Source organism: Nocardia sp. JMUB6875 (assembly GCF_041154655.1).
In the GTDB taxonomy this organism is placed as follows: Bacteria; Actinomycetota; Actinomycetes; order Mycobacteriales; family Mycobacteriaceae; genus Nocardia.
Window position 1 is genome coordinate 1 of the sequence record NZ_BAAFGR010000130.1, and the last position, 23,454, is coordinate 23,454.

Below are 23,454 nucleotides of genomic sequence, written 5' to 3' on the forward strand. Positions count from 1 at the left end.
GGGTGCCGGGGTCGAGGTCGAGGGCGGCGCGGACTTCGTCGAGGGGGTAGCGGGGGGCGCCCTCGAAGTCGTTGACGGCCACGGCGTAGGTGACGCCGCGCTCTTCGAGGATGGATAGCGATTCGTCGGCCTTTTCCAGGCGGCGGGTGTCGACCAGGACCAGTGCGCCGAGTGCGCCGACGGCCAGATCTTCCCAGATGGGGACGAAGCGGCGTTGACCGGGGGTGCCGAAAAGGTACAGGGCCAGGCGAGGATTCAGCGTGATGCGGCCGAAGTCCATGGCGACCGTGGTGGTGGTCTTGCCCGGTAGTCCGGCCATATCGTCGACGCCGACGCTGGCCTCGGTGATCGTCTCCTCGGTGCGCAGCGGCTTGATTTCGGACACGCTGCCCACGAACGTGGTCTTCCCGACGCCGAAGTTCCCGGCCACCAGCAGTTTTACGGTGCGGGTGACGGTCTGCGGCACATAGTCGACGACGCGCTCATGCGGAGAGAGCGCGGAGTCCATGGAGTACCTCCTCCAGAAGAGCTTGTCCCGGCAGTTCCTGCGCCGGGGTCGGGATGCTGAGGTGACCGCTGTCGAGCAGATCGGCGACCAGGATCTTCACCACCGAGGGCGGCATATCCAGATGGGCCGCCAGTTCGGCGAGCGTCAGGACGCCGCGCCGGGCGAGCCCGAGGATGCGGCGGGCGTCGGGGGACGCGCCGGGGGCCGGATCGGCCACCGCGACAACCAGGCTGACCAGATCGAGCGCCCGCGTGGGACGCGACCGGCCGCCGGTGCGCACATACGCCCGGACCAGATCGGGGTCGCGCCGCGGCCGGCTCATGCGCGCGGCAGGTCGGCCCTGGTCCGCGACATACTGCCGAGTTCGCGTCCGACCCGTCCGGCCAGTTCGTTCATCCGGTGCGCGACCAGGCTGACGTCCACGTCCTGGGTGGTCGAAACTCCCAGCAGCGCACCGGCTCCGGCGGCGGTGATGAAGATCATCCCGTCGGCGTACTCGGTCATGTTCTGGCGCACCGCGTTATCGGCGGTGCCGCCGCAGAATTCGGCGAGCGCCTTGCCCAGGGCGCGCAGGCCCGAGGCGGCCGCGGCGAAGCGTTCGGCATCGTCGATGCTCACCCCGCCGGTGTGGGCGATCCGTAACCCGTCCTCCGATAGCAGCACCGCGAACCGCACCCCGGGCGCTTCGAGATCCTCGAGCAACCAAGCAAGCCGGTTGGTTTCACTCACGGCCGTCGCGGGCGTACCGGTCACGATGTCATCCCTTCGGAGTGCTCGAACGCGGCCGCTCGGCCACGTTGGGAGCCGCTGTACCAGGCAGCGGCGATATCGGGTCGCGCGGAACCGGATTCCGTCGTGACCGCGCGGACGGTGGCCGCCACGGACACCGTCGCGGATCGGCGGCGCCGCTTGGGCAGGCCGCCGGGGGTGAGGTCGGAAGGCACCGAATCCATGGCCACCAGCGTGGGTTCCGGCTCCGGCGCGGGAGCCGGAGCGGGTGCGGGCACGGGGGCCGGGGTGGCCACCGCGATCGGCGCGGGCGCGGCCAGCAGGGCTTCCGGAATGAAGACCATGGCGCGCATGCCGCCGTACATATTGGGACCGTCGATGTAGACGGAGAAGCCGTAGCGGCGCGCCAGCGCGGCGACGCCCGGGAAGCCGACGCGCGGGGTCGGTCCCAGCGCGTGGATGTCGACGACCTGGTCACCGGCGAGCACCCGGCGGGTCTCCTCCAGCTGCTCCGGATTCATGCGGACACCGGCGTCATCGATGATCACCGTGACGCCGTGGTGTCCCTCCTGGAAACCGATGTCCACGTAGGAGGTCGGCGGCGAGTAGCGCAGCGCGTTGTCGAGCAGGGTCGCGACGGTGTGCACCAGCGGCTCGACCACGCGGCTCACCACCGGGCGCTCGAGTTCGGTGGCCCGCACCCGGGTGTAGTCGCGCACGCGGCCGGTCGCGCCGCCCACCACGTCGGTGAGGGTCTGCTGCGGCCAGCGGCGGCCGGGCAGACCGCCACAGACGATCACATAGGACTGTGCCTGACGGATCATCTGCTGCACGGAATGGTCGATGCGGGTGAGGGTTTCGAAGGTCTCGTCATTGCGGTGCCGGCGCAGTGCGGCGCTGACCACCTGGCTCACATCCGCGCCCAGGCTCACCACCGAGGCGCCGAAGGCGCGCACCGCGGCCGAGGTGGCCTCGCGCGCCGAGGCTTCCACCTGCGCGCGGGCCGCGTCGGCGGCCTCGGCCACGGCGACCCGCGAGGACTCCGCGGCCTGCGCGACCGCGACCCGGGAGGCCTCCTCGGCCTGGGCGATGGCCACCTGCGCGTTCTCCTCGGCGCGCTGGGCCAGCTCCTCGGCGCGGCGGGCACGTTCCTCGGCCTGCGCGACCGCGTCCTGCCGCTCGGATTCGATCTGGGCCACCGCGAGCTGAGTCTCGGACTCGGCCTCGCGCCGGACCCGGTCGCGGGTCTCGGCGGCGACCTTCATCAATTCCTCGCCGCAGCGGGCGGTCCACTGCCACACCAGCTCGGCGATGCGCGATTGCTCGAGGACGACGGGCAGATCCACGGTCGGATTGTCCGGGTCCGAGCGGCGCACGGCCGCACCGATGGCGGGCACCACATTGTCGGTGAGGTTGGCGATCATCTCCTCGACCGCGGCATCGCGCTCGGCCTGGTCGGCGCGCAGTGCGGCAATCCGTCCGCGTTCGATGCGAACGGCTCGCCACAACAACAGCAGCCCGACCACGGCCACCAGCAGCACAGCGGCGAGAACCCAGGAAAGCAGCACGGCGTTGTCTTGATTCATCAATTCTCTTGTCGTCCGGCCGATCCTGAAATCGGCGGAGCCACCATAGCAGAATCGTCTGTCTCCCCTTACCTTTCGGTATCTCCGAGCAAACCGCAACCCGGAGCCCGTGCAGCTCACCGCATTTCAGTGCGAATCCTCGCTGCGGAAGAACCCGGGCGACCGGTCGGATCGAACCCGAGGTCCACGCGAGGGCACCTGGTCATGCGACCATCAGTCCGTCGGCCGACCTTGCCGACGATCGACCGCCCCGGCCCGCCGCACCCGGCCCGCCAGCAATCTCCCAGCTCACGCCGGTCGCGGTGGATTCCGATCCATCTGGGAATCAATGGAATTGATCGGAAATCCGATTGGTCGGGCTCGTCGGCGGCTGCCAGCATGGGCGGTATGCGTGAACAGCGGCTCGGGGACGGTCTGTCGGTGTCAGGGATCGGATTGGGGTGCATGGGGTTCTCCCAGGGATACGGGGAGGCCGACGACGCGGAATCGACCGCGGCGATCCGGGCGGGCGTCGAGGCGGGGATCACCCTGTTCGATACGGCCATGAGTTATGGGCGCGGGCACAACGAGCGACTGGTCGGCCGGGCCTTGGATGGCTTCGATGTCGCGGTGGCCACGAAGTTCGGGATTATCAGGACCGAGACCGGCGTCGGGCTCGACGGCAAGCCCGAGCATGTGGCCGGATATTGCGACGCGTCGCTGGAGCGGCTCGGGCGCGAGGTGATCGACCTGTACTACCTGCACCGGATCGATCCGGAGGTGCCGGTGGGCGAAACCATCGGCGCGATGGCCGAATTGGTGGCGGCCGGGAAGGTGCGGCACCTGGGGATTTCCGAGGCGACCCCGGAGCAGCTGCGCGAGGCGTCGGCCGTGCATCCGATCGCGGCGGTGCAGTTCGAATGGTCGATGCTGTGGCGCGAACCCGAGCGTGACATCGTGCCGGTGGCCCGCGAACTCGGCGTCGGTCTGGTGCCCTACAGCCCGCTCGGGCGCGGGTTGCTCACCGCCACACTCGATTCCACGACCGTCGCGACCAGCGATTTCCGGCGCAATGACCCGCGCTTCCAGGGCGAGCACCTCGACGAAAACCTGGCCCAGGTCGCCGCGCTGCGGGATCTGGCTGACCGCCTCGGCATTTCGGCCGGGCAGCTCGCCCTGGCCTGGCTGCTGGCCCAGGGCCCGGACGTGGTCCCGATCCCCGGCAGCCGCCGCGCCGCGCGCATCCTGGAGAACGCGGCGGCCGCCGCGATCGAGCTCAGCGCCGAGGATCTCACCGAACTCGAGCAGCTGGTCCCGGCCGACGGCTGGTCCGGGGACCGCACGTCCTTCGCCGCGCCCACGACCACGCGCGGCAGCGACTAGCGGTCGGCGGCGGGCCGGTACAGCAGGGTCATGAGGCTGAGACCGGCCAGGGCGCCGAGGATCTGGGCCGCGATGAAAGCGGGGACCGAGGCCGGGGCGATACCGGTGAAGGAGTCCGAGAGCATGCGGCCCAGGGTGAGGGCCGGATTGGCGAAGGAGCCGGAGCTGGTGAACCAGATGGCCGAACCGATGTAGGTGGCCACGGCGATGGCGGTGACGCCGCGCCCGTGACGGGCCGCGGCGAAGCCGACGGTGATCAGCCCTGCGGCGGCGAGGATCTCGCCGAGCAGATGCCCGCCGGTGACGCGGTGCTGGGTCGCGATCTGCAGGGCGGCTCGGTCGAACATGGCGTTGGCCAGCAGCGCGCCGAAGATCCCGCCGCCGCACTGTGCGGCGATGTAGGCGCCCAGTTCACGCGTGCTCAGCCCGGTGCCCCGGCGGCGCCCGCCCAGCCAATCGGCCAGCGACACCACCGGATTGAAGTGCGCGCCCGAGATCGGGCCGAACGCCAGGATCAGCACTGCGAGGCCGAAGGCGCTGGCGGTGGAGTTCTCGAGCAGCCGCAATCCGATATCACCGGGCGACAGCTGCTCGGCGGCGATACCGGACCCGATCACGACGGCGGCCAGTGCGGCGGTCCCCGCGAACTCGGCGACGGACCGCCGCGCCAGTGAGATCTCCGCACCCTCGGGCGCGCTCTGCTCACGGACGGCGTCGATCACCGGAAGTTCATGGTCGGTCACCCGATTACAGTGCCAGACCAGGGCTTTTACCGGACCACGCGACGGCAGAATATATGAAATATCGTCGCGCTGTCCCCCGCCGCTCCAGGGATCATTCGGTGCCGCCGGTACCCACCTCCGGCAGGCCCTCGGTGATGCGCAGCCGGTCGGCCATGACGGCCAGCAGGTTCTGCGACTCCTCGCTCAGGTCGAAGGCGCGGGTGGAGAGCTCGCGCAGGCTGTGGAATTGCAGGCGGGTCAGCAGGGCGTAGTCGGCCTCGGCGGCGGAGGTCTCGGTGTCGTCGGCGAAGTAGCCGGGGCCGACGCGGAAGTAGCGGGCCAGGGCGGCGACGGTTTCGGCCGACGGGTCGGTGCGCAGGCCCGAGCGCAGCTGGCTGAGGTAGGGCTTGGAGATGGGGTGGCCCCAGGCCGTGAGTTGCGCGGCCACTTCGCCATTGGTGTGCACCCGCTCGCCGGGCGCGCGCACGGTGGCGAACAGGGAATTCAGGCGCGCCGCGAAATTCGGCAGCACCGGCGGCACGGAGGTGCGCGCGGTGTGCAGTTCGGCGGCGCGGCGCGGGATGCGGGCGTAGAGCCGCTGCAGGGCGGGCTCGTTCAACGAGGATTGATCGAGCAGTTCGGCGACGCGCGCCACCAGGTCGGGGGCGTGGTCGTGGCTCATCGGTCCGTCTCCTTGCCGTCGAGGCCGGTCATCCAGCCGTGGTCTTGTTTCAGGCGGGCCCAGCGCGCTTCGACGGCCTTGACCGACGGAAAGTCGAACAGGTGCTGGATCTCGCTGCCGCGCAGGCCCATCGCCTTACCCCACACCAGGCCGCGATCACGGTCGCTCAGACCCGCCAGGCGGCTGCGGAACGCCAACCGGTCGACCACCGAACCCGCCACGTCCTCGGTGGAGGCCAGCACGTCCATCAGATCCGGGCCGTCCTCGGTCACGATGGCCACCGAGGCGGCACTCTGGAACTGGTACAGATCCCCCGTGCGGCGGCTGCGGCGGAACTGCTCCACGAACGCCATCACACACGCGCCGATGAAATAGCTGGCCAGGCTGCTGCCCAGATCCGGATCCCAGCCGTCGCCGTCGATCGCGTTGCGCCGGAAGCGTTCCAGCGCCCGGGTGACGGTCTCCTGCACGAAGTCCTCGGCGAAGCGGGTCTCCACCAGCAGCCGCTCCTGCGGCGTCGGGCGTAGCGGCATCCGCTTCTGCTCGGCCACCGTGAAAACCCACCCGCTGCGGATCCACGGCCCCAGTACCGCCAACCCGTGGCGAACCAGTCTGTCCGCCAACAGTTTCCAGGCGGGCCCCTCGAATCCGGCCTTCCGAACCAGCTCGAACAGCTCATGGTCGACCGAATATCTCTCGGGATCGGTCATATCGTCGGTGTCCTCACCCTGCACCTCCTGATCGCTGACGAACACGTTATAGCGGCGGCAAACATGGTGCCCCTCTTTCAGCTAATGGCCAGTATTCGCCAGTGTGTAAATCGTTCCTTGACAGGCTCTTTGATGTAAACGCATCCTTGACACATGAGTGATTCCCAGCACAGAGATCCCGCCGACGAGCGCGCGATCCTGGCAAAACTGTTGTCCACCAATGCCGAATTCGTCACCGAGGTGCTGCGACCCGCCGAGGGCAAGCCCGCACCGTCGGTCATGGCGGCGCTGCGCGCGGCGCGCAGTCTCGACGGGGTCGTCGACGATGTGCTGCGCTCGCTGGTGCGCCAGGCCCGCGACGAGGGCCGCACCTGGGCCGAGATCGGTGAGATCTTCGGCACCTCACGGCAAGCCGCCTTCCAGCGCTTCGGCGGTGCGAGCGGCGGGTTCCAGATTCCGCCGATCCCGATGCCGGAGATCCCGCCCATGCCCGAGATGCCCCCGATGCCGGATATGCCGGACTGGTCGAAACTGCCTGGTATGGGCAAGATTCCGGGCATGGGGAAGATCCCGGGCTGGCCCTTCGGCGGACACGAACGCCACGGCCACCGGCCGCCCGGCGGGCCGCACGGACGTCCGCACCCCGGACCCGAGGGCCACCGCGGGGACCGGGATCCGTACGACGAGCCCGGCGAATGAGAGTCGCGACCGTGTCCGGCGCGGAGACCGCGCGCGCCCGCTGCGTTCGGGTGCGGCGGCGGCTGCTCGGGGTGGCGCGCTGCCGCTACGCCGAGGACCGCCTCGCCGACGCGGTGTCCGCGGGCACCCGGCAACTGGTGCTGTTCGGCAGCGCGCTCGACACCTTCGCCTCGCACAATCCCTACCCCGAGGTCCGGGTGCACCGCGTCGCGGCCGCCCTGCCCGATATCGCCCTGCAGGCAGCGGGATTCGATACCCGCTGCGCCACCTTCGCCGTTCATCTCGGTGGCTCGGTCATGGCACTCGATGCGAGATTGCGCCTGCTGCAGGCGTGTTCGGCGGGTGCGGAGATCGTCTTCGACATCGTGCCGGAGCAGGCGGGCCGCATCGACCGCCTGCTGCGCGACTCGGGCTGGTCGGTCCTCGAGGAGCTGGACGCGAGCGCACTGGCCGCCCGCTATTTGTCCGACGCGCCCGACCCGTCCGATTCGCGGGAACCGCGGCTGGTGTGGGCGCGGGTCGGCAATAATGCCGGACGCCTGCCCAATTCGTAGTCCGCCGGACGAGGAGTGCCCATGCGCGCGTACACCCGCCGCCATGCCGTCGCCGCCCTGGCCGCCGCCGCGACCGCCCTGCTCGCGAGCACGACACCGGCCACCGCGACGCCACCGCCGGCGGGCCTGCCCGGACTCGGCCCGGACTTCTCCTGGGGTGTGGCCGCGGCCGGATTCCAGAACGAAGGCCATGCGCCGGACAGCAATTGGCGGCGGTACGTGGCCACCCACCCGGACTACGACCCCTACGGCGAGAGCGTCGACTTCTACGACCGCTACGCCTCCGATATCGCGCTGGCCAAGGATCTGGGCGTCAACACCTACCGGCTCAGCATCGAATGGGCACGCGTGCAGCCGCAGCCGGGGACCTGGGACGAGGCCGGATTCGCCTTCTACGACAAGGTGATCGCCGCGATCCGGGCGGCGGGCATGCGCCCGATGATCACCCTCGATCACTGGGTGTACCCGGGCTGGGAGGCCGATCAGGGCGGCTGGGCCCGCGCGGGCATGGTCGAGGACTGGCTGACCAATATGCGCACGGTGGTGGACCGCTACGCGGCGGCGGACCCGATGTGGGTGACCATCAACGAGCCCTTCGCCTACATAATGAACGAGGTCCGCAACGGCGGCCTGCCCGCCGCGGACATCCTCACCATGCAGGCGCGGCTGGCCCAGGCGCACAACGGCATCTACGACTACATCCACGCCCGCCAACCCGGCGCCATGGTGACCAGCAATGTCGCCTACGTGCCCGCCGCCGACCCGCTCGTCAACGGCGGCGTGCTCGATCTCATCGCCGCCAAGCTCGATTTCGTGGGCATCGACTACTACTACGGCCTGTCCCCCGACACCGCCGCCCGGTACACCGCCTTCGCCGCCAACGAGCTGTGGAAGCTGCCGTTGCAGGCCGACGGCCTCTACTACACGCTGCGCCATTTCGCCGATCGCTTCCCGGGCAAGCCGCTCTACATCGTGGAGAACGGCATGCCCACCGACAACGGCGCGCCCCGCGCCGACGGCTACACCCGCGCCGACGACCTGCGCGACACCATCTACTGGCTGCAACGCGCCAGGGCCGACGGCATGAACGTCATCGGCTACAACTACTGGAGTCTCACCGACAACTACGAGTGGGGTTCCTACACACCGCGTTTCGGGCTCTACACCGTGGACGTGCGCACCGATCCGAGCCTGACCCGCCGCCCCACCGACGCCGTGGACGCCTACCGCGCCATCACCCACGAGGCCGGCGTCCCGGCCGGGTATCTGCCCACCCGGCCGCCGGCGACCTGCTCGCTGGTCGACGCCCTCGACAGCTGCGTCGACCCGGTCAGCGTCCCGGGGTAGGACCGAAGGCGCTCGACCACGTCCAGCTCTCTGGCCGATTGCACCGGACTGTGGCTCCCCCTCCTGAAACTGCTTGGGCCACAGGCCGGTACCCCTCGAAAGGTAGGCGTGGCGGAGCACACAGCGATACCGGTCGTCGCGGGTGGGCGGGCAAAGCGGCTGGTGAGGGCCTCGCGCCGGTTTTCCGGACCGGAAATCCCGGCCGCGACCGGCGGCTGACCGGACGAACCGGACAGTGCGACACGCCCTCCGCTGACCCGGAATTCAGCTAACTGACAGCTACGCTCCGAATCGGGACATTCCGACCATCCGTCCCGGAGGAGGACACCCGATGCGCAGACCCCTGCACGCCCTCGTCCTGGCCGGGCTCGCCGCGGCCGCGACGCTGCTGCCGGTCGCGGGTGTCGCCCAAGCCACCCCGGTCGCTCCCCCCGCCGCACCGGGCGCGCACGGCGGGCTGGGTTCGGATTTCCTGTGGGGTGTCGCCGCCTCCGGCTTCCAGTCCGAGGGCCATGCGCCCGACAGCAACTGGATGCACTACATCGACGCCAATCGCGGCTGGGACCGCTACCGCAATTCCATCGACTTCCGCTCCCGCTTCCAGAACGACATCGCGCTGGCCGCCAGCCTGGGTTCCAAGGTGTTCCGCATCGGCATCGAATGGGCGCGCCTGCAACCCGAACCGGGGGTCTGGGACGAGGACGGGTTCGCCTTCTACGACCAGGTCGTCGACGATATCGTGGCCAATGGCATGGAACCCATGCTGACGCTGGACCATTGGGTGTATCCGGGCTGGGAGGCCGACCGCGGCGGTTGGCGCAATCCGGGCATGGTGGAGGACTGGCTGGCCAATGCCCGCAAGGTCGTCGACCGCTACACCTCGCGAAATCCGGTGTGGGTCACCGTGAACGAGCCGGTCGCCTACATCATGCACGAGGTGCGCCAGAACGACACCGACGCCGACGCCATGCTCGACAAAGTCGCCGAGGTGCACAACCAGATCTACGACTACATCCACCAGGTGCAGCCCAAGGCGCTGGTCACCAGCAATGTCGGCTATGTGGCGGGCGCGGAGTCGCAGGTCAACGGGCCGCTCATGGAGCGCATCGGCGACAAGCTCGACTTCATCGGGGTCGACTACTACTTCGGCTACGAGCCGCCCAAGTCCAATACCGTGAATCTGCCCGACGGTTCGGCCGCCCCGCCCGCGGGCATGTGGGAGCTGCCGATCCGGCCCGAGGGCATCTACTATGCGCTGCAACACTATTCGCGCCAGTTCCCCGGCAAGCCGCTGTGGGTCGTCGAGAACGGCATGCCCACCGAGGACGGCAAGCCCCGCGCCGACGGCTACACCCGCTCGGATCACCTGCGCGACACCGTCTACTGGCTGCAGCGCGCCAAGGCCGACGGCATGAACCTGGTCGGCTACAACTACTGGAGTCTCACCGACAACTACGAGTGGGGTTCCTACACACCGCGTTTCGGGCTCTACACCGTCGATGTGCTCACCGACCCGAGTCTGACCCGCAAGCCCACCGACGCCGTGGACACCTACCGGCAGATCATCACCGCCGGCGGAGTCCCCAAGGGTTACGAGCCGGTCCGCTTCCCCTCCGACTGCCAGCTGGTGGACCCGCCCGCCAGCTGCGACTCCCCCGTCACCGTCCCCACCGCCACCCCGGCACCGTGATGCCGTTCCGGCAGTAGGACAACGGAGCGCTCAGCATTTCGGGCCGCCCGCATTGCGGGCGGCCCGAATATCGGTTCAGTGAGCGGTGACCGGGCGTGCGGCCGGTCGGGAGCGGCGCACATAGGGGTTGCGGGCGTGCGGATGGCGGGGGTCGGGTGAGCGCGGCGCCGCCGGATCGGCGGGCATGACGGGCTGCATGATCGTGTCCCACCACGGGTGCAGCGGGCTGGGGTCGGGCCAATACACCACCGAGGAGTCGTCGGGATCGATTGCGGCGGCGGGTATCCGGCGTGCGGTGGTGCGAGGGCGCGAGTGGCCGCTCGCCTGGGGCGGATGCGTGGAAGTCATGGCGATTACCGGAGTTTGGTTGTGCTGGTCAGGAACTGTGGTGCGGTCACGCGGCGCGCGCCCGGCAGCGGGACCGGTACGGCCGATCGGACCGGGTTCGCGGCGATCGCCCGGTACCCGGCCCGGGCACGGGCAGGGCGTTGGCGGTGCGGGTGTAGGGCACGACGCGGGTGGCCTCCGGGCCGCGATCGGTGTCGGTGGCGGTGAACACCACCGGCTGCCCGGCGCGGAGGGTCTTGAATCCGGGGACCTCGATCACCTGATAGTCCACGAACACCGCGGGACCGGAATCGGGTGTCAGGAACCCGAAGCCCTTCTCGGTGTTGAACCAGGCGACGTGGCCGTGCTCCCACTGCGGCAGGTGCCCCGCGTCGAGGCTGTGGGGTTCGCACCGGGAGGCGGCGTGGATCGGGCTGTCAGTCGGCATCGTGGTTGGCGTAGTCGTCATCGCAGTCCAGTGGGGTGATCCAGGCTTGGTCGATACGGTCGGTGAGTGCGGCGTGCTCGAATGCGCCGCGCACGGTTTCCGGCGGCGGTACCAGCGCGGTGGGATCGAGTCCGGCCTCGAGGTCGCGGTCGTGGACGAGAAGGTTCTGGTCGGCACGGTCGAAGTCGCTGCCTGCCAGGGCGAAGATCGCGGTGCTGCTCATGGTTCTCCCTCCTCATGAATCGATCGTGTTCGATGCGGTGCAAGGACCCGGTGAGCCCGGAGGAACCACAGCCGGGCTCACCCGTCGACGGACGGAATCCGAACCGGCGCTCAGGCGTTGATGGCCTGATGCTCGCCGTTGCGGTGGTTGATCTCGATCTTGCGGGGCTTGGCCTTCTCCGCGACCGGGATCACCAGACGCAGCACCCCGTCGCGGTAGTCCGCGCGGATGGCGTCGGTGTCGAGGTCCTCCCCCAGGAACAACTGGCGGGAGAACACTCCGCGGGTGCGTTCCGCGGCGATCATCGACCGGTCCGGATCCAGTTGCGGGCGTGACGCTTTCACGGTCACCACATTGCGTTCGATGTCCACGTCCAGGGATTCGGGGTCGACACCGGGCAGGTCGAGTTCGACGTAGAAGTCATCGCCTTCGCGCCAGGCGTCCATCGGCATGGCTGCCGGGCGGGCCGATGTGCCGAACATCTGCTGGGTGAGGCGATCCAGATCCCGGAACGGATCGGTGCGCATCAGCATGGTCGCCACCTCCACTCACTCCATTCTCTCTAGGTGGTTCTCTCGGTGGTGTAGATAACCTCTGCCATCTGGCTTAGATTTGTTTTAGCACTCGAGAGAGTCGAGTGCAAGTGTCCTGCTGAGGTAATCTGGTGACATCGAGAAAGAAGGAGCGGAATGCCGGATCGACACGACCCCCTGACCAGCGGCGGCAGTGATCACCGGCCGGGTCCGGGGCAGGCGGTGTACGGGATCTCGGTAGCCGCCGAACTGGCCGGGATGGGTGCGCATTCACTGCGCCTGTACGAGCAGCACGGGCTGGTCACCCCGGCCCGCAGTGCCGGCGGGACCCGCCGCTACAGCGACGACGACCTCGCCCGATTGGCACGCATCGCCGAACTGGCGGGTCAGGGAATCAATCTCACCGCGATCGCGCGGATCCTCGATCTCGAGGACGCGAACACCGAACTGCGCAACTCCAACGCCGAACTCACCGCCGAACGCGACCGGCTGCGCGACGCGCCGTGACCGTCGCGTCCGGGTGAGTCAGCGGTCGAGTTCGCGCACCGCGCGTTCGATCTCCTCGACCAGCGTGGCGCCGCCGACCTCGTGGGCTGCCGCCCGGAACCGGTCGCGGAAGCGGTCCAGGTCGTAGCCCACACCCTCGCCGGTGTACTCCGCGCCCGAGGCTTCGCGCACCGCGCGGATCATCTCGTCGGCCAGCGCGGCGATGTGGGTGCGAATCAGCTTGCGCAGCACGCCCGACAACGCGATATCGGTGCCGACGTCGTAGAGGATCAGCGCGCCCGAGAGCATGGCCGGTTCGGGTACCCGCCAACGCTCGCCCTGCCGTTCCAGGTAGCCCGCCGCGATCAGATCCTCGAGGATCTCCGGCCGGCGATCGCCGAGCAAGGCGGTCAGGCCCTCGTCGTCGAGGACGGTCCCGGCCTCGGGGTCGCCGCTGTAGCGCGGATCGAAGACCTCGCGCCAGTCGCCGTCCCCGGGCACCTCGGCCTCGAACACCTCCCGGATCGCGTCCAGGCGCAGCCCGCGCGCCTGCATCGCGGTGATCGCGCGCAGTCGCTCCAGATGATCGGGCCCGTAGACCGCTTCCTTCCCGGCCCGTCCGGGCTTGGGCAGCACGCCGACCGAGTGGTAGTAGCGGATGGTGCGCGCGGCCACACCGCTGAGTTCGGCGAGTTGCAGGCGGCTGTATCGATCCACGCGAACAGCATAGATACCGCAACCGGCGAACGTTGACAGCCACAACTGTCCGCGTTAGCGTAACCGCCGCCACACTGTCGACGACGACAAGGGAGTTCTGATGACCCAACGCGACACCGATTTCGACGTGCTCATCGTCGGATCGGGTTTCGGCGGCAGTGTGAGCGCACTGCGCCTGACCGAGAAGGGTTACCGGGTCGGGGTGCTCGAGGCCGGTCAGCGCTTCACCGACGATCAGCTGCCCGACACCAGCTGGGATCTGAAGAACTTCCTGTGGGCTCCGAAGTTGGGCTGCTTCGGTATTCAGCGCATCCATCCGCTGCGCGATGTGCTGATTCTGGCGGGCGCGGGTGTGGGCGGCGGGTCGCTGAACTACGCCAACACCCTCTATGTGCCGCCGACGCCGTTCTTCGAGGACCCGCAGTGGCGCGACATCACCGACTGGCGCGACGAGCTCATGCCCTACTACGAGCAGGCCCGCAAGATGCTCGGTGTGGTCACCAATCCGCACATGACTCCCGCGGACGAGGTCTTCAAGCAGGTCGCCGAGGACATGGGCTGCGGTGACACCTTCGTGCAGACCCCGGTGGGCGTGTTCTTCGGCGAGCCGGGCAAGACCGTGCCCGACCCGTACTTCGGCGGCGCGGGTCCGGAGCGCACCGGTTGCATCGAATGCGGCGAGTGCATGACCGGCTGCCGCCACAATGCCAAGAACACCCTCGTCAAGAACTACCTGTATCTCGCCGAAGCCGGTGGCACACAGGTGATTCCGATGACCACGGTCACCGCCGTGCGCCCGCTGCCCGACGGCACCTGGGATGTGGAGACCGAACGCACCGGCGCCTGGTTCCGCAAGCAGCCCAAGACCTACACGGCCAAGCACGTGGTGCTCGCCGCCGGCACCCGCGGCACCCAGCAGCTGCTGTTCGCCATGCGAGACAAGGGCGTACTGCCGCAGCTGTCCGCGCGGCTGGGCGTGCTGACCCGCACCAACTCCGAATCCATCGTGGGCGCGGCCACCCGCAAGGTGAATCCGGACGTGGACTTCACCCGCGGTGTCGCCATCACCTCCTCGATCCACCCGACGCCCGACACCCACATCGAGCCGGTCCGCTACGGCAAGGGCTCCAATTCGATGGGCCTGCTGCAGACGCTGATGGTCGACGGCGGCGGCAGGATTCCGCGCTGGCTGCGCTTCCTGTGGACGGTGCTGCTGCATCCGCTGACGCTGGTGCAGTTCATGTCGGTGAAGAACTGGAGCGAGCGGACCATCATCTCGCTGGTCATGCAGCATCTGGACAATTCGATCACCACCTACACCAAGCGCGGGCTCTTCGGTCGCAAGCTGACCTCCAAACAGGGCCACGGCGAACCGAATCCGACCTGGATTCCGGCGGGCAACCAGGTCACCCGCGCGGTGGCCGACAAGATCGGCGGTGTCGCGGGCGGTTCCTGGGGTGAGGTGTTCAATATCCCGCTGACCGCGCACTTCCTGGGCGGCGCGGCGATCGGCGCGGACGCCGAGCACGGTGTCATCGACGCCTACCACCGCGTGTACGGGTATCCGACGCTCAGCGTGGTGGACGGTGCGGCGGTGTCGGCGAACCTGGGCGTGAACCCGTCGCTGACCATTACCGCGCAGGCCGAGCGTGCGGCGGCCATGTGGCCCAACAAGGGTGAGGTCGACACCCGCCCGGCGCAGGACGCGGGCTATGCGCGGATTGCACCCGTTGCACCTGTGCGTCCGATGGTGCCCGCGAGCGCTCCGGCGGCGCTGGTGCTGCCGATCGTCGAAATCCGGAGCGGCGGGGCCGAATCCACGCCCGCCTGACCAGCGAAAAGACAGCGGGCCCGCCGATCATCGGATCGGCGGGCCGCTTTCGTTCAATGGCAGGGTGTGCTGGCAGAGCGTGAAATGGCAGTGCGTGCGATGACAGCGCGGCCGACGCGCTGTGCGTCAGCGGGCGTGGATGTGGGCCATCGGAGACGTCGGGGGCGGGACGTCGCCGACCGGGGCGCGGAATTCCTGCAGCGCGGCAAGCACATCCACGTGGCGGGCGGCATAGCAGCGCACCTGGGGCAACGCGTGGGCGACCTCGCTGCGTTCGAGCGGTTCGGCGTCGATATAGCCGACCTGGTCCAGGCCCACGCCCAGGGTCTCGGCGATGCGGCTGATGGCCGCGGACTTGCGGCCCCAGCCGACCTCGACGGCGGCGAAGCGCTCGGCCACCCCGTGGCGGCGCAATTGCTCTACCGTCCAGGCCCATTCGCCGCGCGAGGCGATGGCGTGCATGACGCCGCGCTCGTTGAGGATGCGCAGCGAGCGCGCGGCGTCGGCGCGCAGCGCACCGGCGCTCGAGTCGGACACCACCCCGTCCCACAGGGTGTTGTCGCACTCCCACACAAGTAGTTTCACGTTCGCGGCGTTCATCGAGCCCCTACCAGTCAGCAACCATCCGGTACCAAGGGTGCCGGACGGTCCCCTCTTTCACGAACCGCCCTGCGCGTGCCATCGTAGGGGCTGTCTGGGCCAATGCACCAGCGCGGGGCAAACCCGGAACGCTGAAGTTCCTATTACCCTGCGGATTCGGTGTGCGGCTGATCGCCGCTGGTAGCGTCGGATCCGGACGGGACCGATCGGAGGGAAGGGTCGATGGCCATGCGGCGGCGCTGGAAACTCGCGGGTGGCCCGGCCGTGCTCGTATCGGCACTGGTACTTACCGGTTGCGGCGCGGCCGAGGAGTCGGCTCCGGTGGTGGTGAGTTCGCTGACGCTGGAACCGCACCCGACCACCGCGGCACCGCAGCCGACCGGATCGGCCGCGCCCATCGCGGCGCCGTCGCCGACCGCACAGGCCGCGGCGGGGGTGCCCACGGTGGATCCCTATCCCGATCAGGCGCTCATCGATCACACCGAGTGGACCGACGAGGTCGACGGCCGTCGCCTGCGGGTCTATCCGACCCAGGCCGGACGCAAGGACACCTTCCCGGCCGCGCTGGATCGGGCCTGGCAGGAGGTGCTGGGCTCGGCGCCCGAGGCCGATACGCCGGGCATGTTCGATCAGTTCCGCTGCCATTGGGAGTGGGCGCGGGTGGTCGCGCCGGACAAGACCAGCTGGAACATCGAACCGTGGCGGCCCGCCGTGGGCTATGACGCGACGGTGGCGGCGATGTGCAATCCGGGCGGACCCGAGCGCTGAGCGTTCTTTCGGTGCGGTAACGAAACCGCTTGCCCGCGAGAACCTTCGAGCGCTCGCGTTTTTGTGCGTATCGTTGAAAAGGTCCAGCGCTGGTGAGGGTCCAGCGCGAACTCCTGGGAGGGAGGGCACCGGTGCGCGCCTCCGCACCCGCGACCTCTACACCCACGCCGCCCGCCGCCCGGGAACCGGCGCGTCCTCCGGTGCGCCGACTCTTTCCCGCTTTGGGCGAAACGTCCGATATCTACTTGGATTCGGCGTCGACCACCCAGAAACCGCTGCCGGTGATCCGCGCGGTGCACCGGTATCACAGTGAGCGCACCGCCAATGCCGGGCGCGGCACCTATCCGTGGGCGTCGAGCCTGACCCGCCGCCTCGAGGAGGTGCGCGAGCGGATGGCCGAATTCATCGGGGCCGCCCCCGACGAGGTGGTGTTCACCGGCGGGTCCACGGCCGGATTGAACGCGGTGGCGCTGTCGTGGGCGCTGACCAATCTGCGCGACGGGGACGAGATCCTCTACAACCCACGCGATCACGCCTCGAATGTGTATCCCTGGCATCACCTGCGCCGATTACTCGGCGGGTTCGGGCGGACCATCCGGCTGGTGCCGTATCGGGCCAACCGGCTCGGTGAGGCCGATATCGAGGATGTGGCCGCGCGGATCAGCCCGCGCACCCGGTTGATCACCGTGGGGCATCTGCATCACGTGTTCGGGGCGCTCACCACCCTCGAGGAATTGCGCGGGGAGATCGATCCCGACATCGCGCTGTGTTTCGACTGCAGCCAGTCCGGCGGGCATCTACCGGTCCGGGTCGAGGACCTGGACGCCGATTTCGCGGTGTTTTCCGCGCACAAGATGTTCGGCGCGCCCGGCACCGGGGTGCTCTACTGCCGACGCCGGCGGCATGCGGAGCTGACGCCGTTCCTGCCCGGCGGGAATTCCGCGGTGGCGCTGGGTGATTCGGGGCTGCTGGCCGGGTCGATGCCGCAGCTGCTCGAGGGTGGCACCCACAATATTCCGGGGATTCTCGCACTCGGCGCGGCGCTGGATGTGCTCGAAGAACTGGGTCTGGACGCGATCAGCGAGCACAATCGCACGCTGACGCAGCGGCTGATCGCGGGTCTGCGCGAGATCGCGGGCGTGGAGTTCCTGCCCGGTCCGGCGTATGCGCCGTGCGAAACCGGCTACGGGATCGTGTCTTTCACCCTGGACGGGATCACCGCCACCGATCTGGGGTTCGTCCTCAGTGAGCTCGGGTTCCTGGTGCGCACCGGTGCGCACTGTGTGCCCGCCGATGATGTGCCGATGGACGAGGATTCGGTGCGGGTCTCGACCCACGTCTACAACACCTTCGACGAGATCGACCGGTTCACCGAGTGTGTCGCCACGATTGCCGAGGAGGTCTCTTGACTGTCAACGGCCCCGAACCCCGCTACGACCGGCGCTCCGCCTCCCGCGTGCTGGCGGTGCTGGCCCGGCCCGGACTGGGCGCGCCCGTGGTGCTGCCGCCGGCGCGGCGCATCGAATACAGTTGCGCGCCATTGCAACCGGAGCCGGGATCGCATCTGACGCTGTCGCAGCGGCTGTATCTGGAGCGGTTCATGCGGCCGTGTCGCGCCGAGCAGGTGACCAGTGCGACCCATCGCATCGCCTGGACCGATTCCGACGGCATCCCCAATACCGGGCACTTCCACACCGGTGGTCTGGGCCCGATCGTGCCGATCGCCATGCGCGAGACGGTGCTGACACTGTGGCACGCGCTGCAGGCCGATACCGCACTCGCCCAGCGCATGGCGGAGCTGAGCCCGCGTGACGAGGCGGTGCTCGAGGGCACCACCACCGATCATGAACCGTTCGAGATCTTCCGGGTCGGCATCGAGGCGGCCGGGCGCGCGCTGGCCCAGCACGCGCTGCTGGCGCGGTGGACGCCGTACCGCACCCCGGCCGAATTCGCGGTGGGGATGCGGGATTCGGGGATCTACGCCGCGGTGGCGACCCGCTGGTTCTGGGAGCTGCAGGCCTCGAGCTACCGGCGCGGCATGATCGCGGTCACGCTGGCCACCCAACCCGATGGGACCGTGCGGTATTCGGCCGAGACGGTGGCGACGCTGCGCGCCATGAAGGATATGACCATCGAGGACGCGCACCGGGTCATGCGCCGCGCCACCCATGTCGAGGGTTTGAGCGTGGCCGAGGCGATCGCGAAGTATCACGACGAGCTGGATCTGATCTCGCGCCAGTACGCGCTGCTGCCGCCGGGCACCCGGCCCGCGTGCCTGGCGGCCATGCCGCATCAGCTCGACGGGGAGCACTACAGCATCCTGCCGGTGGTCATCGACAAGTTCACCGACGCGTTCACCCGCATCGTGGAGCGGGTCAGCGTCGCCGAGGTGCCCGCCGACACCGGTTCGGAGACAGCCGAACTCGGTGCCGAGGACCGCGTGTTCTACGTGCCCGACATGACCTGCAAGCATTGCATCCGCACCGTCACGGGCGTGCTGGAGTCGATGAGCGTTCCGGTCGGCGAGATCGATCTGATCAGCAAGCGGGTGATCGCCGATTTCCGCAGCCCCCGCAATCGCCACCGCGCCTTCGAGGCGCTGCGCGACAGCGGCTACAACCCGACCCTGGTCACGCCCGCGCCGGCGGCCAGCGAAACCGCCGTATGACCGCTGCGGCACCGCCGGGGCTTCCGGCGAAGATGCATGCGCTGGTGCGGTCGTTCCTGGCCGAGCCGGGCGCGCTGGCGGCCGCGGTCGCCGAGTACGGGTCACCGGCACATCTGGTGTTTCCGCAGGTGTTCGCCGAGAACCTGGAGCGGTTGCGGACGCAGTTGGCGGGCCGGGTGAGCGGGTATCGGATCTGCTACGCGCACAAGGTGAATCAGTCGCGGGCGTTCGTGGCCACGGCCGAGGCGGCGGGGGTGGGCATCGATGTGGCCTCGGAGGCGGAACTGGCCAGTGCGGTCGGAGCCGGGTTCACGCCAGCACGAATCGAGGTGACCGGGCCCAAGGGTGAGGGGTTCGTGCGGGAGCTGGTGGGCAGCGGGGTGACGATCAATGTCGACAATCTCTGGGAGCTCGAACGCATTGCGGCACTGGCCCGGCCGCAGGCGCGGGTGCCGGTGCTGGTGCGGGTCAGCGGGTTCGCGGGGACTCCGGTGAGCCGGTTCGGGGTGCCGCTGCATCGGGTGGACGCGGTGCTGAAGGTGCTGGCGGCCGAGCGGGAGCGGATCGAGTTCCGGGGGTTCGCGTTTCATCTGGATTCCGGTGAGCCCGCCGAGCGGGTGCGGGCGGTGGAGAGTTGCCTGGTGTTGACCGAGCGGGCGTACGCGGCCGGATTGACGCCGTCGGTGCTGAATATCGGGGGCGGATTCCGGCAGGTTTTCACCGCCGACGCCGATGCGTTCGATGCGTACGTGCACGCGCTGCGCGAATCGCTTCTGGGTCGCGGGGAGCCGATGACCTGGGGCGGCAACACTTTCGGGTTCCATCTCGAGGATGGCGCCGTGCACGGGACACCGGTTTTTCACAAATACGCTAACACTGTGGATGCCGAGCGGATGCTGGCCGATCTGCTCGACACCGGACTGGAGGCGCACGGGGGTCGCACCATCGCGCAGATCGCCGCGGAGAACCTCCTCGACATCTGGCTGGAGCCGGGTAAGGCGCTGGTGGATCACGCCGGAATCACCGTGGCGCGGGTGGAATTCGTGAAGGAGACCGGCGATGGCAGCACGCTGGTCAATCTGGATCTGAGCCGCGACACCGTGACTCCGGCCGATCAGGAGGTGATGGTGGATCCGATCCTGGTGCCCGCGGGTCCGGTCGCGAATTCCGGAGCGGTGGGGGTGTTCCTGGCCGGGCGGCTGTGCCTGGAGCGGGATCTGATCACCAATCACAAGGTGTGGCTGCCGCGGTGTCCCGCGCCCGGGGATTTCCTCGTGTTCCCCAATACCGCCGCCTATCACATGGATTTATCGGCAGCGCGTGCGTCCATGCATGCGGTGCCGCCCAAACTCGCGGTGGCGCAACGGTCCGGGGCCTTCCGGGTGTGCCGCGACATCGACTACCGGCACGAGGTGGCTTGATGCGCTACGACCACATCACCGAGCTGATCGGCAATACTCCCCTGCTGCGGCTGGATCCGGCCGTGCACGGGCTCGCGCACGTGGAGCTCTACGCGAAGCTCGAGTCCTACAACCCGTTCGGGTCGGTCAAGGACCGGGTGGCGTGGGGCATGATCCGCGACGATCTCGATGACATCGTCGCCCGCAAGCAGACCTTCATCGAGGCGTCGAGCGGCAATACCGCCAAGGCGCTGCGGATTCTCGCGGCCATGCACGGGATCGGGCTGCGGGCGGTCACCAATCGCATCAAGGTCGCCGAGGTGCGAGAGCTGTTGCAGCTGTTGGGCACCGATATCGAGGAGCTACCCGGGCTGTCCGAATGCCCGGATCCGACCGCGCCCAACGACGTCTACTCGGTCATCGAATCCACCATGGCCCGCACCCCCGGCGCCTGGTATCACCCCTCGCAGTACACCAGCGAGAAGAATATCGAGGCCCACTATCAGGGCACCGGCCGCGAGATCCACGAGGACCTGGCCCGTGACGGCATCACCCGCGTCGATTACCTGATCGGCGGCCTGGGCACCACCGGCTCCACCCGGGGCACGGCAACGTTTCTGCGCAAACACAATCCGGAGCTCAAGACCATCGCGGTAGTCTCCGAGCGCAGCGACTTCATCCCCGGCATCCGGTCGGAAACCGAGATGTGGGATGTGGGCCTGTTCCAGCCGGACTTCTACGACCGCATCGTCGCGATCGAGTCCACGCGCGCGGTCGATGCGACGATGCAGCTGGCCACCGGCCACGGCGTACTGGCGGGGCCCACCAGCGGCGCCACCTACGCCGCCGCCCTGGACCACCTGAAAACCCTGGAACCCCAAGCAGATCCCCTGGTGGCGGTCTTCATCGTCTGCGACCGGCTCGAACCGTACCTGTCTTATATCCGCAAACGCCGTCCGGAACTTTTCGGCAAACCCGGCCGCGCACCCGCCCCGACGCCGTCCGAATTGTCCGCTACCCCAACCTTGTCCCCCGACGCTCTGGAGTCTCTGGACCAGAATTCGCGTCCGACGATCGTCGACACCCGGGGCGCCATGGCCTACCGCATCGCCCACATCCCCGGCGCCCTGAACATTCGCGACGACCAACTCGACGACATGCTCGTCCAGGGCATCCCGTTCTCCCGTTCGCGCCCGGTCGTTTTCGTCTGTCCGGTCGGCGAGATCTCCCTGCGCTTCGCCGCGCTGGCCCGCCGCTCCGGCTACGACGCGCGCAGCCTCGCGGGCGGTATCACGGCCTGGCGGGACGCGGGCAAACCGATGGAATCCGCACCGCGCCCCGACTGAGGTCCGCTCAGAGCCGCATCGGGGCGCCCGCGAGCAGATCCAGCATCCACCACAGCGCCGCCCCGGCCGCCAGCACGAACAGCGAATACAGCAGCACCTCACCGAGTTCGCGCGTCCACAACGCCACGAGCAACGCCTCGACCAGATACGCCAGGCTCGCGATGAGGATCACCGCGAACACCAGCCACACCGCCGATCGCTGCCCGCCCAACCGGTCCGCCAGCGCGGCCACCAGCAGCATCGGCGCGATGCCCAGCACCGCCCAGAAGAAGCCGAAGACGAACAGATTCACCGCGTGCTTGGAAAGATCCAGCGGCGGTTCGCCATCGAGCACATCACGCCAGACCGGGCGTATCCGGCCCAGATGCACGACGGCGTGCAGCACCGCCGCCACCGCGCACGTCACCAGAACCATCTGGAAGGCGACCAGGGCATCGTGGCGATCACGGATCGGGGTCCGCCACACCCAGACCGCGGGCAGCCACGCCGCGATCACTGTGAGCACCAGTGCCGCAACCGCTTCCGGCCGGGCCCGGAGTCTGCGCCGCAGCTCTCCCGGAGGCAGGGCGCGCCGTTGGTAGGCGTAGAGCCACCACAGACCGAACAGGGACGCGACGCCGATCACCGGGGTGAGCCAACGCCACCAGAGCGGACTCGCGAAGATCGAGACCAGGCCCAGCACGATGGACGCGCCCCACACGCAGGTCATGGGGTGGGTGACCGCCGCCCACATCTGCTCGGCGCGTTGCAGTCGCGGATCGACCGGGTCGGCCGGCTCGGCATCCGCTTCCTCGTCGTATTCCTCCTCGTCTTCGTCGTCGATCTCATCGAATTCCGCCGGCGGCAGCGGCCATTCACCGGTATGCAGCGATCCCGGGCACAACACCGGGCTGTCATCGGCACCGTAGGCGTAGTCCACATCCACCACGCCGCGCCAGCGCATCCACCGCATTCGTGCGGTGATGGCCAGACCGTGCCACGGTTCCTCGCAGTACGGATTGGGGCACTCGGGAAACGTCGGATCGCCATAGCTGTAGCCGACCCGCGGCTCGCCATCGCGCATGCTGTCCTCGACCAGCCGATCGATCTCGTCGAGCACCCGCCCGTAGTCAGCCCGCGGCTCCGGGCTCGCGCCCTTGGGCTCCGGCGTCACCTCCGGTGGCAGGTGCGAAACGCTCACGGGCGACTGTGAAACGCTCACCGGCGAGATCGATTCCGGCGCAGTCGGTTCCGGCACCCGCGCCCGCCCCGCGGGCTGTGTCCACAACGGCCGCAACCGAATCGAATGCACCCCGCCGACGACGACCAGCACCGTCCACGCGCAGAAGAACAGCACCGGATGCGAGTCCTTGGACGAGTGCGCCACCCCGCGCGCCACCATGTACCCCAGCGCCGCCAGCGCCAACCGCCCCGACCGCGCCCGCCACGCCAGCAGGATGAACACCGGTGTCGTCAGCAACCCGCACGACCACACCGGCATCAACGCCAACACCCAACTGAGCCACACGGGATATCCGC

Annotated in this window: 25 protein-coding genes and 1 pseudogene; 12 read left to right on the top strand and 14 right to left on the bottom strand. The window is 68.8% G+C overall.

Features of this window, described 5'->3' with window-relative positions; genetic code table 11:
* From ACAM49_RS28240 to ACAM49_RS28255, 4 genes are all read right to left on the bottom strand, one after another.
* The coding region (locus ACAM49_RS28240) for an ATP/GTP-binding protein (protein WP_369638585.1) at nt 1-508 on the bottom strand (508 nt) is incomplete at its 3' end.
* Nucleotides 483-830 carry a DUF742 domain-containing protein gene (locus ACAM49_RS28245; protein ID WP_040808261.1) on the bottom strand — a complete coding sequence of 116 codons (348 nt, stop codon included), beginning with the start codon at nt 828-830 and terminating at the stop codon, nt 483-485. The genes ACAM49_RS28245 and ACAM49_RS28240, both read right to left, overlap by 26 nt.
* The gene (locus tag ACAM49_RS28250) at nt 827-1,261 is read right to left on the bottom strand and encodes a roadblock/LC7 domain-containing protein (RefSeq protein WP_369638586.1); all 435 of its coding nucleotides are present in this window, start codon (nt 1,259-1,261) and stop codon (nt 827-829) included. The genes ACAM49_RS28245 and ACAM49_RS28250 overlap by 4 nt, the downstream gene beginning before the upstream one ends.
* Nucleotides 1,258-2,823 (bottom strand): ATP-binding protein, encoded by a 1,566-nt coding sequence (locus ACAM49_RS28255; RefSeq protein ID WP_369638587.1) that lies wholly within the window; start codon nt 2,821-2,823, stop codon nt 1,258-1,260. The genes ACAM49_RS28250 and ACAM49_RS28255 overlap by 4 nt, the downstream gene beginning before the upstream one ends.
* 387 nt (nt 2,824-3,210) lie before the next feature.
* Between ACAM49_RS28255 and ACAM49_RS28260 the strand changes: the two genes are divergently transcribed.
* Nucleotides 3,211-4,185, top strand: coding sequence for an aldo/keto reductase (locus ACAM49_RS28260; protein WP_369638588.1), 975 nt, complete (start codon nt 3,211-3,213; stop codon nt 4,183-4,185).
* Here the strand turns inward: ACAM49_RS28260 and ACAM49_RS28265 are convergent.
* The 3 genes from ACAM49_RS28265 to ACAM49_RS28275 all read right to left on the bottom strand — a co-directional run bounded on the left by ACAM49_RS28265 (nt 4,182) and on the right by ACAM49_RS28275 (nt 6,299).
* Nucleotides 4,182-4,928 carry an aquaporin gene (locus ACAM49_RS28265; RefSeq protein ID WP_369638589.1) on the bottom strand — a complete coding sequence of 249 codons (747 nt, stop codon included), beginning with the start codon at nt 4,926-4,928 and terminating at the stop codon, nt 4,182-4,184. The genes ACAM49_RS28260 and ACAM49_RS28265 overlap by 4 nt on opposite strands.
* A 91-nt stretch (nt 4,929-5,019) precedes the next feature.
* Nucleotides 5,020-5,436 carry a helix-turn-helix domain-containing protein gene (locus tag ACAM49_RS28270; RefSeq protein ID WP_369638607.1) on the bottom strand — a complete coding sequence of 139 codons (417 nt, stop codon included), beginning with the start codon at nt 5,434-5,436 and terminating at the stop codon, nt 5,020-5,022.
* 149 nt (nt 5,437-5,585) lie between these two features.
* Nucleotides 5,586-6,299, bottom strand: a complete 714-nt coding sequence (locus ACAM49_RS28275) for an RNA polymerase sigma factor (RefSeq protein ID WP_369638590.1) — start codon at nt 6,297-6,299, stop codon at nt 5,586-5,588.
* Between the two features lie 153 nt (nt 6,300-6,452).
* Between ACAM49_RS28275 and ACAM49_RS28280 the strand changes: the two genes are divergently transcribed.
* From ACAM49_RS28280 to ACAM49_RS28295, 4 genes are all read left to right on the top strand, one after another.
* The gene (locus tag ACAM49_RS28280) at nt 6,453-6,998 is read left to right on the top strand and encodes a hypothetical protein (RefSeq protein ID WP_369638591.1); all 546 of its coding nucleotides are present in this window, start codon (nt 6,453-6,455) and stop codon (nt 6,996-6,998) included.
* The gene (locus ACAM49_RS28285; protein WP_369638592.1) at nt 6,995-7,552 is read left to right on the top strand and encodes a class I SAM-dependent methyltransferase; all 558 of its coding nucleotides are present in this window, start codon (nt 6,995-6,997) and stop codon (nt 7,550-7,552) included. The genes ACAM49_RS28280 and ACAM49_RS28285 overlap by 4 nt, the downstream gene beginning before the upstream one ends.
* Before the next feature lie 21 nt (nt 7,553-7,573).
* Nucleotides 7,574-8,899 (top strand): glycoside hydrolase family 1 protein, encoded by a 1,326-nt coding sequence (locus ACAM49_RS28290; protein WP_369638593.1) that lies wholly within the window; start codon nt 7,574-7,576, stop codon nt 8,897-8,899.
* A gap of 331 nt (nt 8,900-9,230) precedes the next feature.
* Nucleotides 9,231-10,589 (top strand): family 1 glycosylhydrolase, encoded by a 1,359-nt coding sequence (locus ACAM49_RS28295; protein ID WP_369638594.1) that lies wholly within the window; start codon nt 9,231-9,233, stop codon nt 10,587-10,589.
* A 75-nt stretch (nt 10,590-10,664) separates the two neighbouring features.
* Here the strand turns inward: ACAM49_RS28295 and ACAM49_RS28300 are convergent, their stop codons facing one another.
* The 4 genes from ACAM49_RS28300 to ACAM49_RS28315 all read right to left on the bottom strand — a co-directional run bounded on the left by ACAM49_RS28300 (nt 10,665) and on the right by ACAM49_RS28315 (nt 12,120).
* Entirely contained in the window at nt 10,665-10,937 is a 273-nt protein-coding gene (locus tag ACAM49_RS28300) for a hypothetical protein (protein WP_369638595.1), read from the bottom strand.
* A 46-nt stretch (nt 10,938-10,983) separates the two neighbouring features.
* Complete coding sequence (locus tag ACAM49_RS28305; protein ID WP_369638596.1) at nt 10,984-11,364, bottom strand: cold-shock protein; 381 nt, start codon at nt 11,362-11,364, stop codon at nt 10,984-10,986.
* A complete protein-coding gene (locus ACAM49_RS28310) occupies nt 11,354-11,587 on the bottom strand; it encodes a hypothetical protein (protein WP_369638597.1) in 234 nt (77 codons plus the stop codon). The genes ACAM49_RS28305 and ACAM49_RS28310 overlap by 11 nt, the downstream gene beginning before the upstream one ends.
* Before the next feature lie 110 nt (nt 11,588-11,697).
* Nucleotides 11,698-12,120, bottom strand: coding sequence for an Hsp20/alpha crystallin family protein (locus ACAM49_RS28315; RefSeq protein ID WP_369638608.1), 423 nt, complete (start codon nt 12,118-12,120; stop codon nt 11,698-11,700).
* Nucleotides 12,121-12,276: 156 nt separating this feature from the next.
* On the opposite strand from ACAM49_RS28315, the gene ACAM49_RS28320 reads away from it, so the two are divergent.
* Nucleotides 12,277-12,627, top strand: a complete 351-nt coding sequence (locus ACAM49_RS28320; RefSeq protein ID WP_369638598.1) for a MerR family transcriptional regulator — start codon at nt 12,277-12,279, stop codon at nt 12,625-12,627.
* A gap of 18 nt (nt 12,628-12,645) precedes the next feature.
* Here ACAM49_RS28320 and ACAM49_RS28325 read toward each other — a convergent pair whose 3' ends face one another.
* On the bottom strand, nt 12,646-13,323 hold the full coding sequence (locus ACAM49_RS28325) for a MerR family transcriptional regulator (protein WP_369638599.1): 678 nt from the start codon (nt 13,321-13,323) through the stop codon (nt 12,646-12,648).
* Between the two features lie 100 nt (nt 13,324-13,423).
* Between ACAM49_RS28325 and ACAM49_RS28330 the strand changes: the two genes are divergently transcribed.
* Nucleotides 13,424-15,154, top strand: a complete 1,731-nt coding sequence (locus tag ACAM49_RS28330) for a GMC oxidoreductase (RefSeq protein WP_369638600.1) — start codon at nt 13,424-13,426, stop codon at nt 15,152-15,154.
* A 126-nt stretch (nt 15,155-15,280) separates the two neighbouring features.
* Here the strand turns inward: ACAM49_RS28330 and ACAM49_RS28335 are convergent, their stop codons facing one another.
* The gene (locus tag ACAM49_RS28335) at nt 15,281-15,739 is read right to left on the bottom strand and encodes a hypothetical protein (protein WP_369638601.1); all 459 of its coding nucleotides are present in this window, start codon (nt 15,737-15,739) and stop codon (nt 15,281-15,283) included.
* A 237-nt stretch (nt 15,740-15,976) separates the two neighbouring features.
* On the opposite strand from ACAM49_RS28335, the gene ACAM49_RS28340 reads away from it, so the two are divergent.
* The 5 genes from ACAM49_RS28340 to ACAM49_RS28360 all read left to right on the top strand — a co-directional run bounded on the left by ACAM49_RS28340 (nt 15,977) and on the right by ACAM49_RS28360 (nt 21,936).
* Nucleotides 15,977-16,522 carry a DUF2599 domain-containing protein gene (locus ACAM49_RS28340; protein ID WP_369638602.1) on the top strand — a complete coding sequence of 182 codons (546 nt, stop codon included), beginning with the start codon at nt 15,977-15,979 and terminating at the stop codon, nt 16,520-16,522.
* Nucleotides 16,523-16,767: 245 nt separating this feature from the next.
* Nucleotides 16,768-17,931 carry an aminotransferase class V-fold PLP-dependent enzyme gene (locus tag ACAM49_RS28345; RefSeq protein ID WP_369638603.1) on the top strand — a complete coding sequence of 388 codons (1,164 nt, stop codon included), beginning with the start codon at nt 16,768-16,770 and terminating at the stop codon, nt 17,929-17,931.
* Entirely contained in the window at nt 17,928-19,190 is a 1,263-nt protein-coding gene (locus ACAM49_RS28350) for a copper chaperone (protein ID WP_369638604.1), read from the top strand. Before ACAM49_RS28345 ends, ACAM49_RS28350 begins: the two co-directional genes overlap by 4 nt.
* A complete protein-coding gene (locus ACAM49_RS28355) occupies nt 19,187-20,611 on the top strand; it encodes an alanine racemase (RefSeq protein WP_369638605.1) in 1,425 nt (474 codons plus the stop codon). The genes ACAM49_RS28350 and ACAM49_RS28355 overlap by 4 nt, the downstream gene beginning before the upstream one ends.
* Nucleotides 20,611-21,936, top strand: a complete 1,326-nt coding sequence (locus ACAM49_RS28360; RefSeq protein WP_369638606.1) for a pyridoxal-phosphate dependent enzyme — start codon at nt 20,611-20,613, stop codon at nt 21,934-21,936. Before ACAM49_RS28355 ends, ACAM49_RS28360 begins: the two co-directional genes overlap by 1 nt.
* Nucleotides 21,937-21,943: 7 nt before the next feature.
* Here ACAM49_RS28360 and ACAM49_RS28365 read toward each other — a convergent pair.
* Nucleotides 21,944-23,454 (bottom strand): annotated as a pseudogene (locus ACAM49_RS28365) (hypothetical protein); the annotation flags it as partial.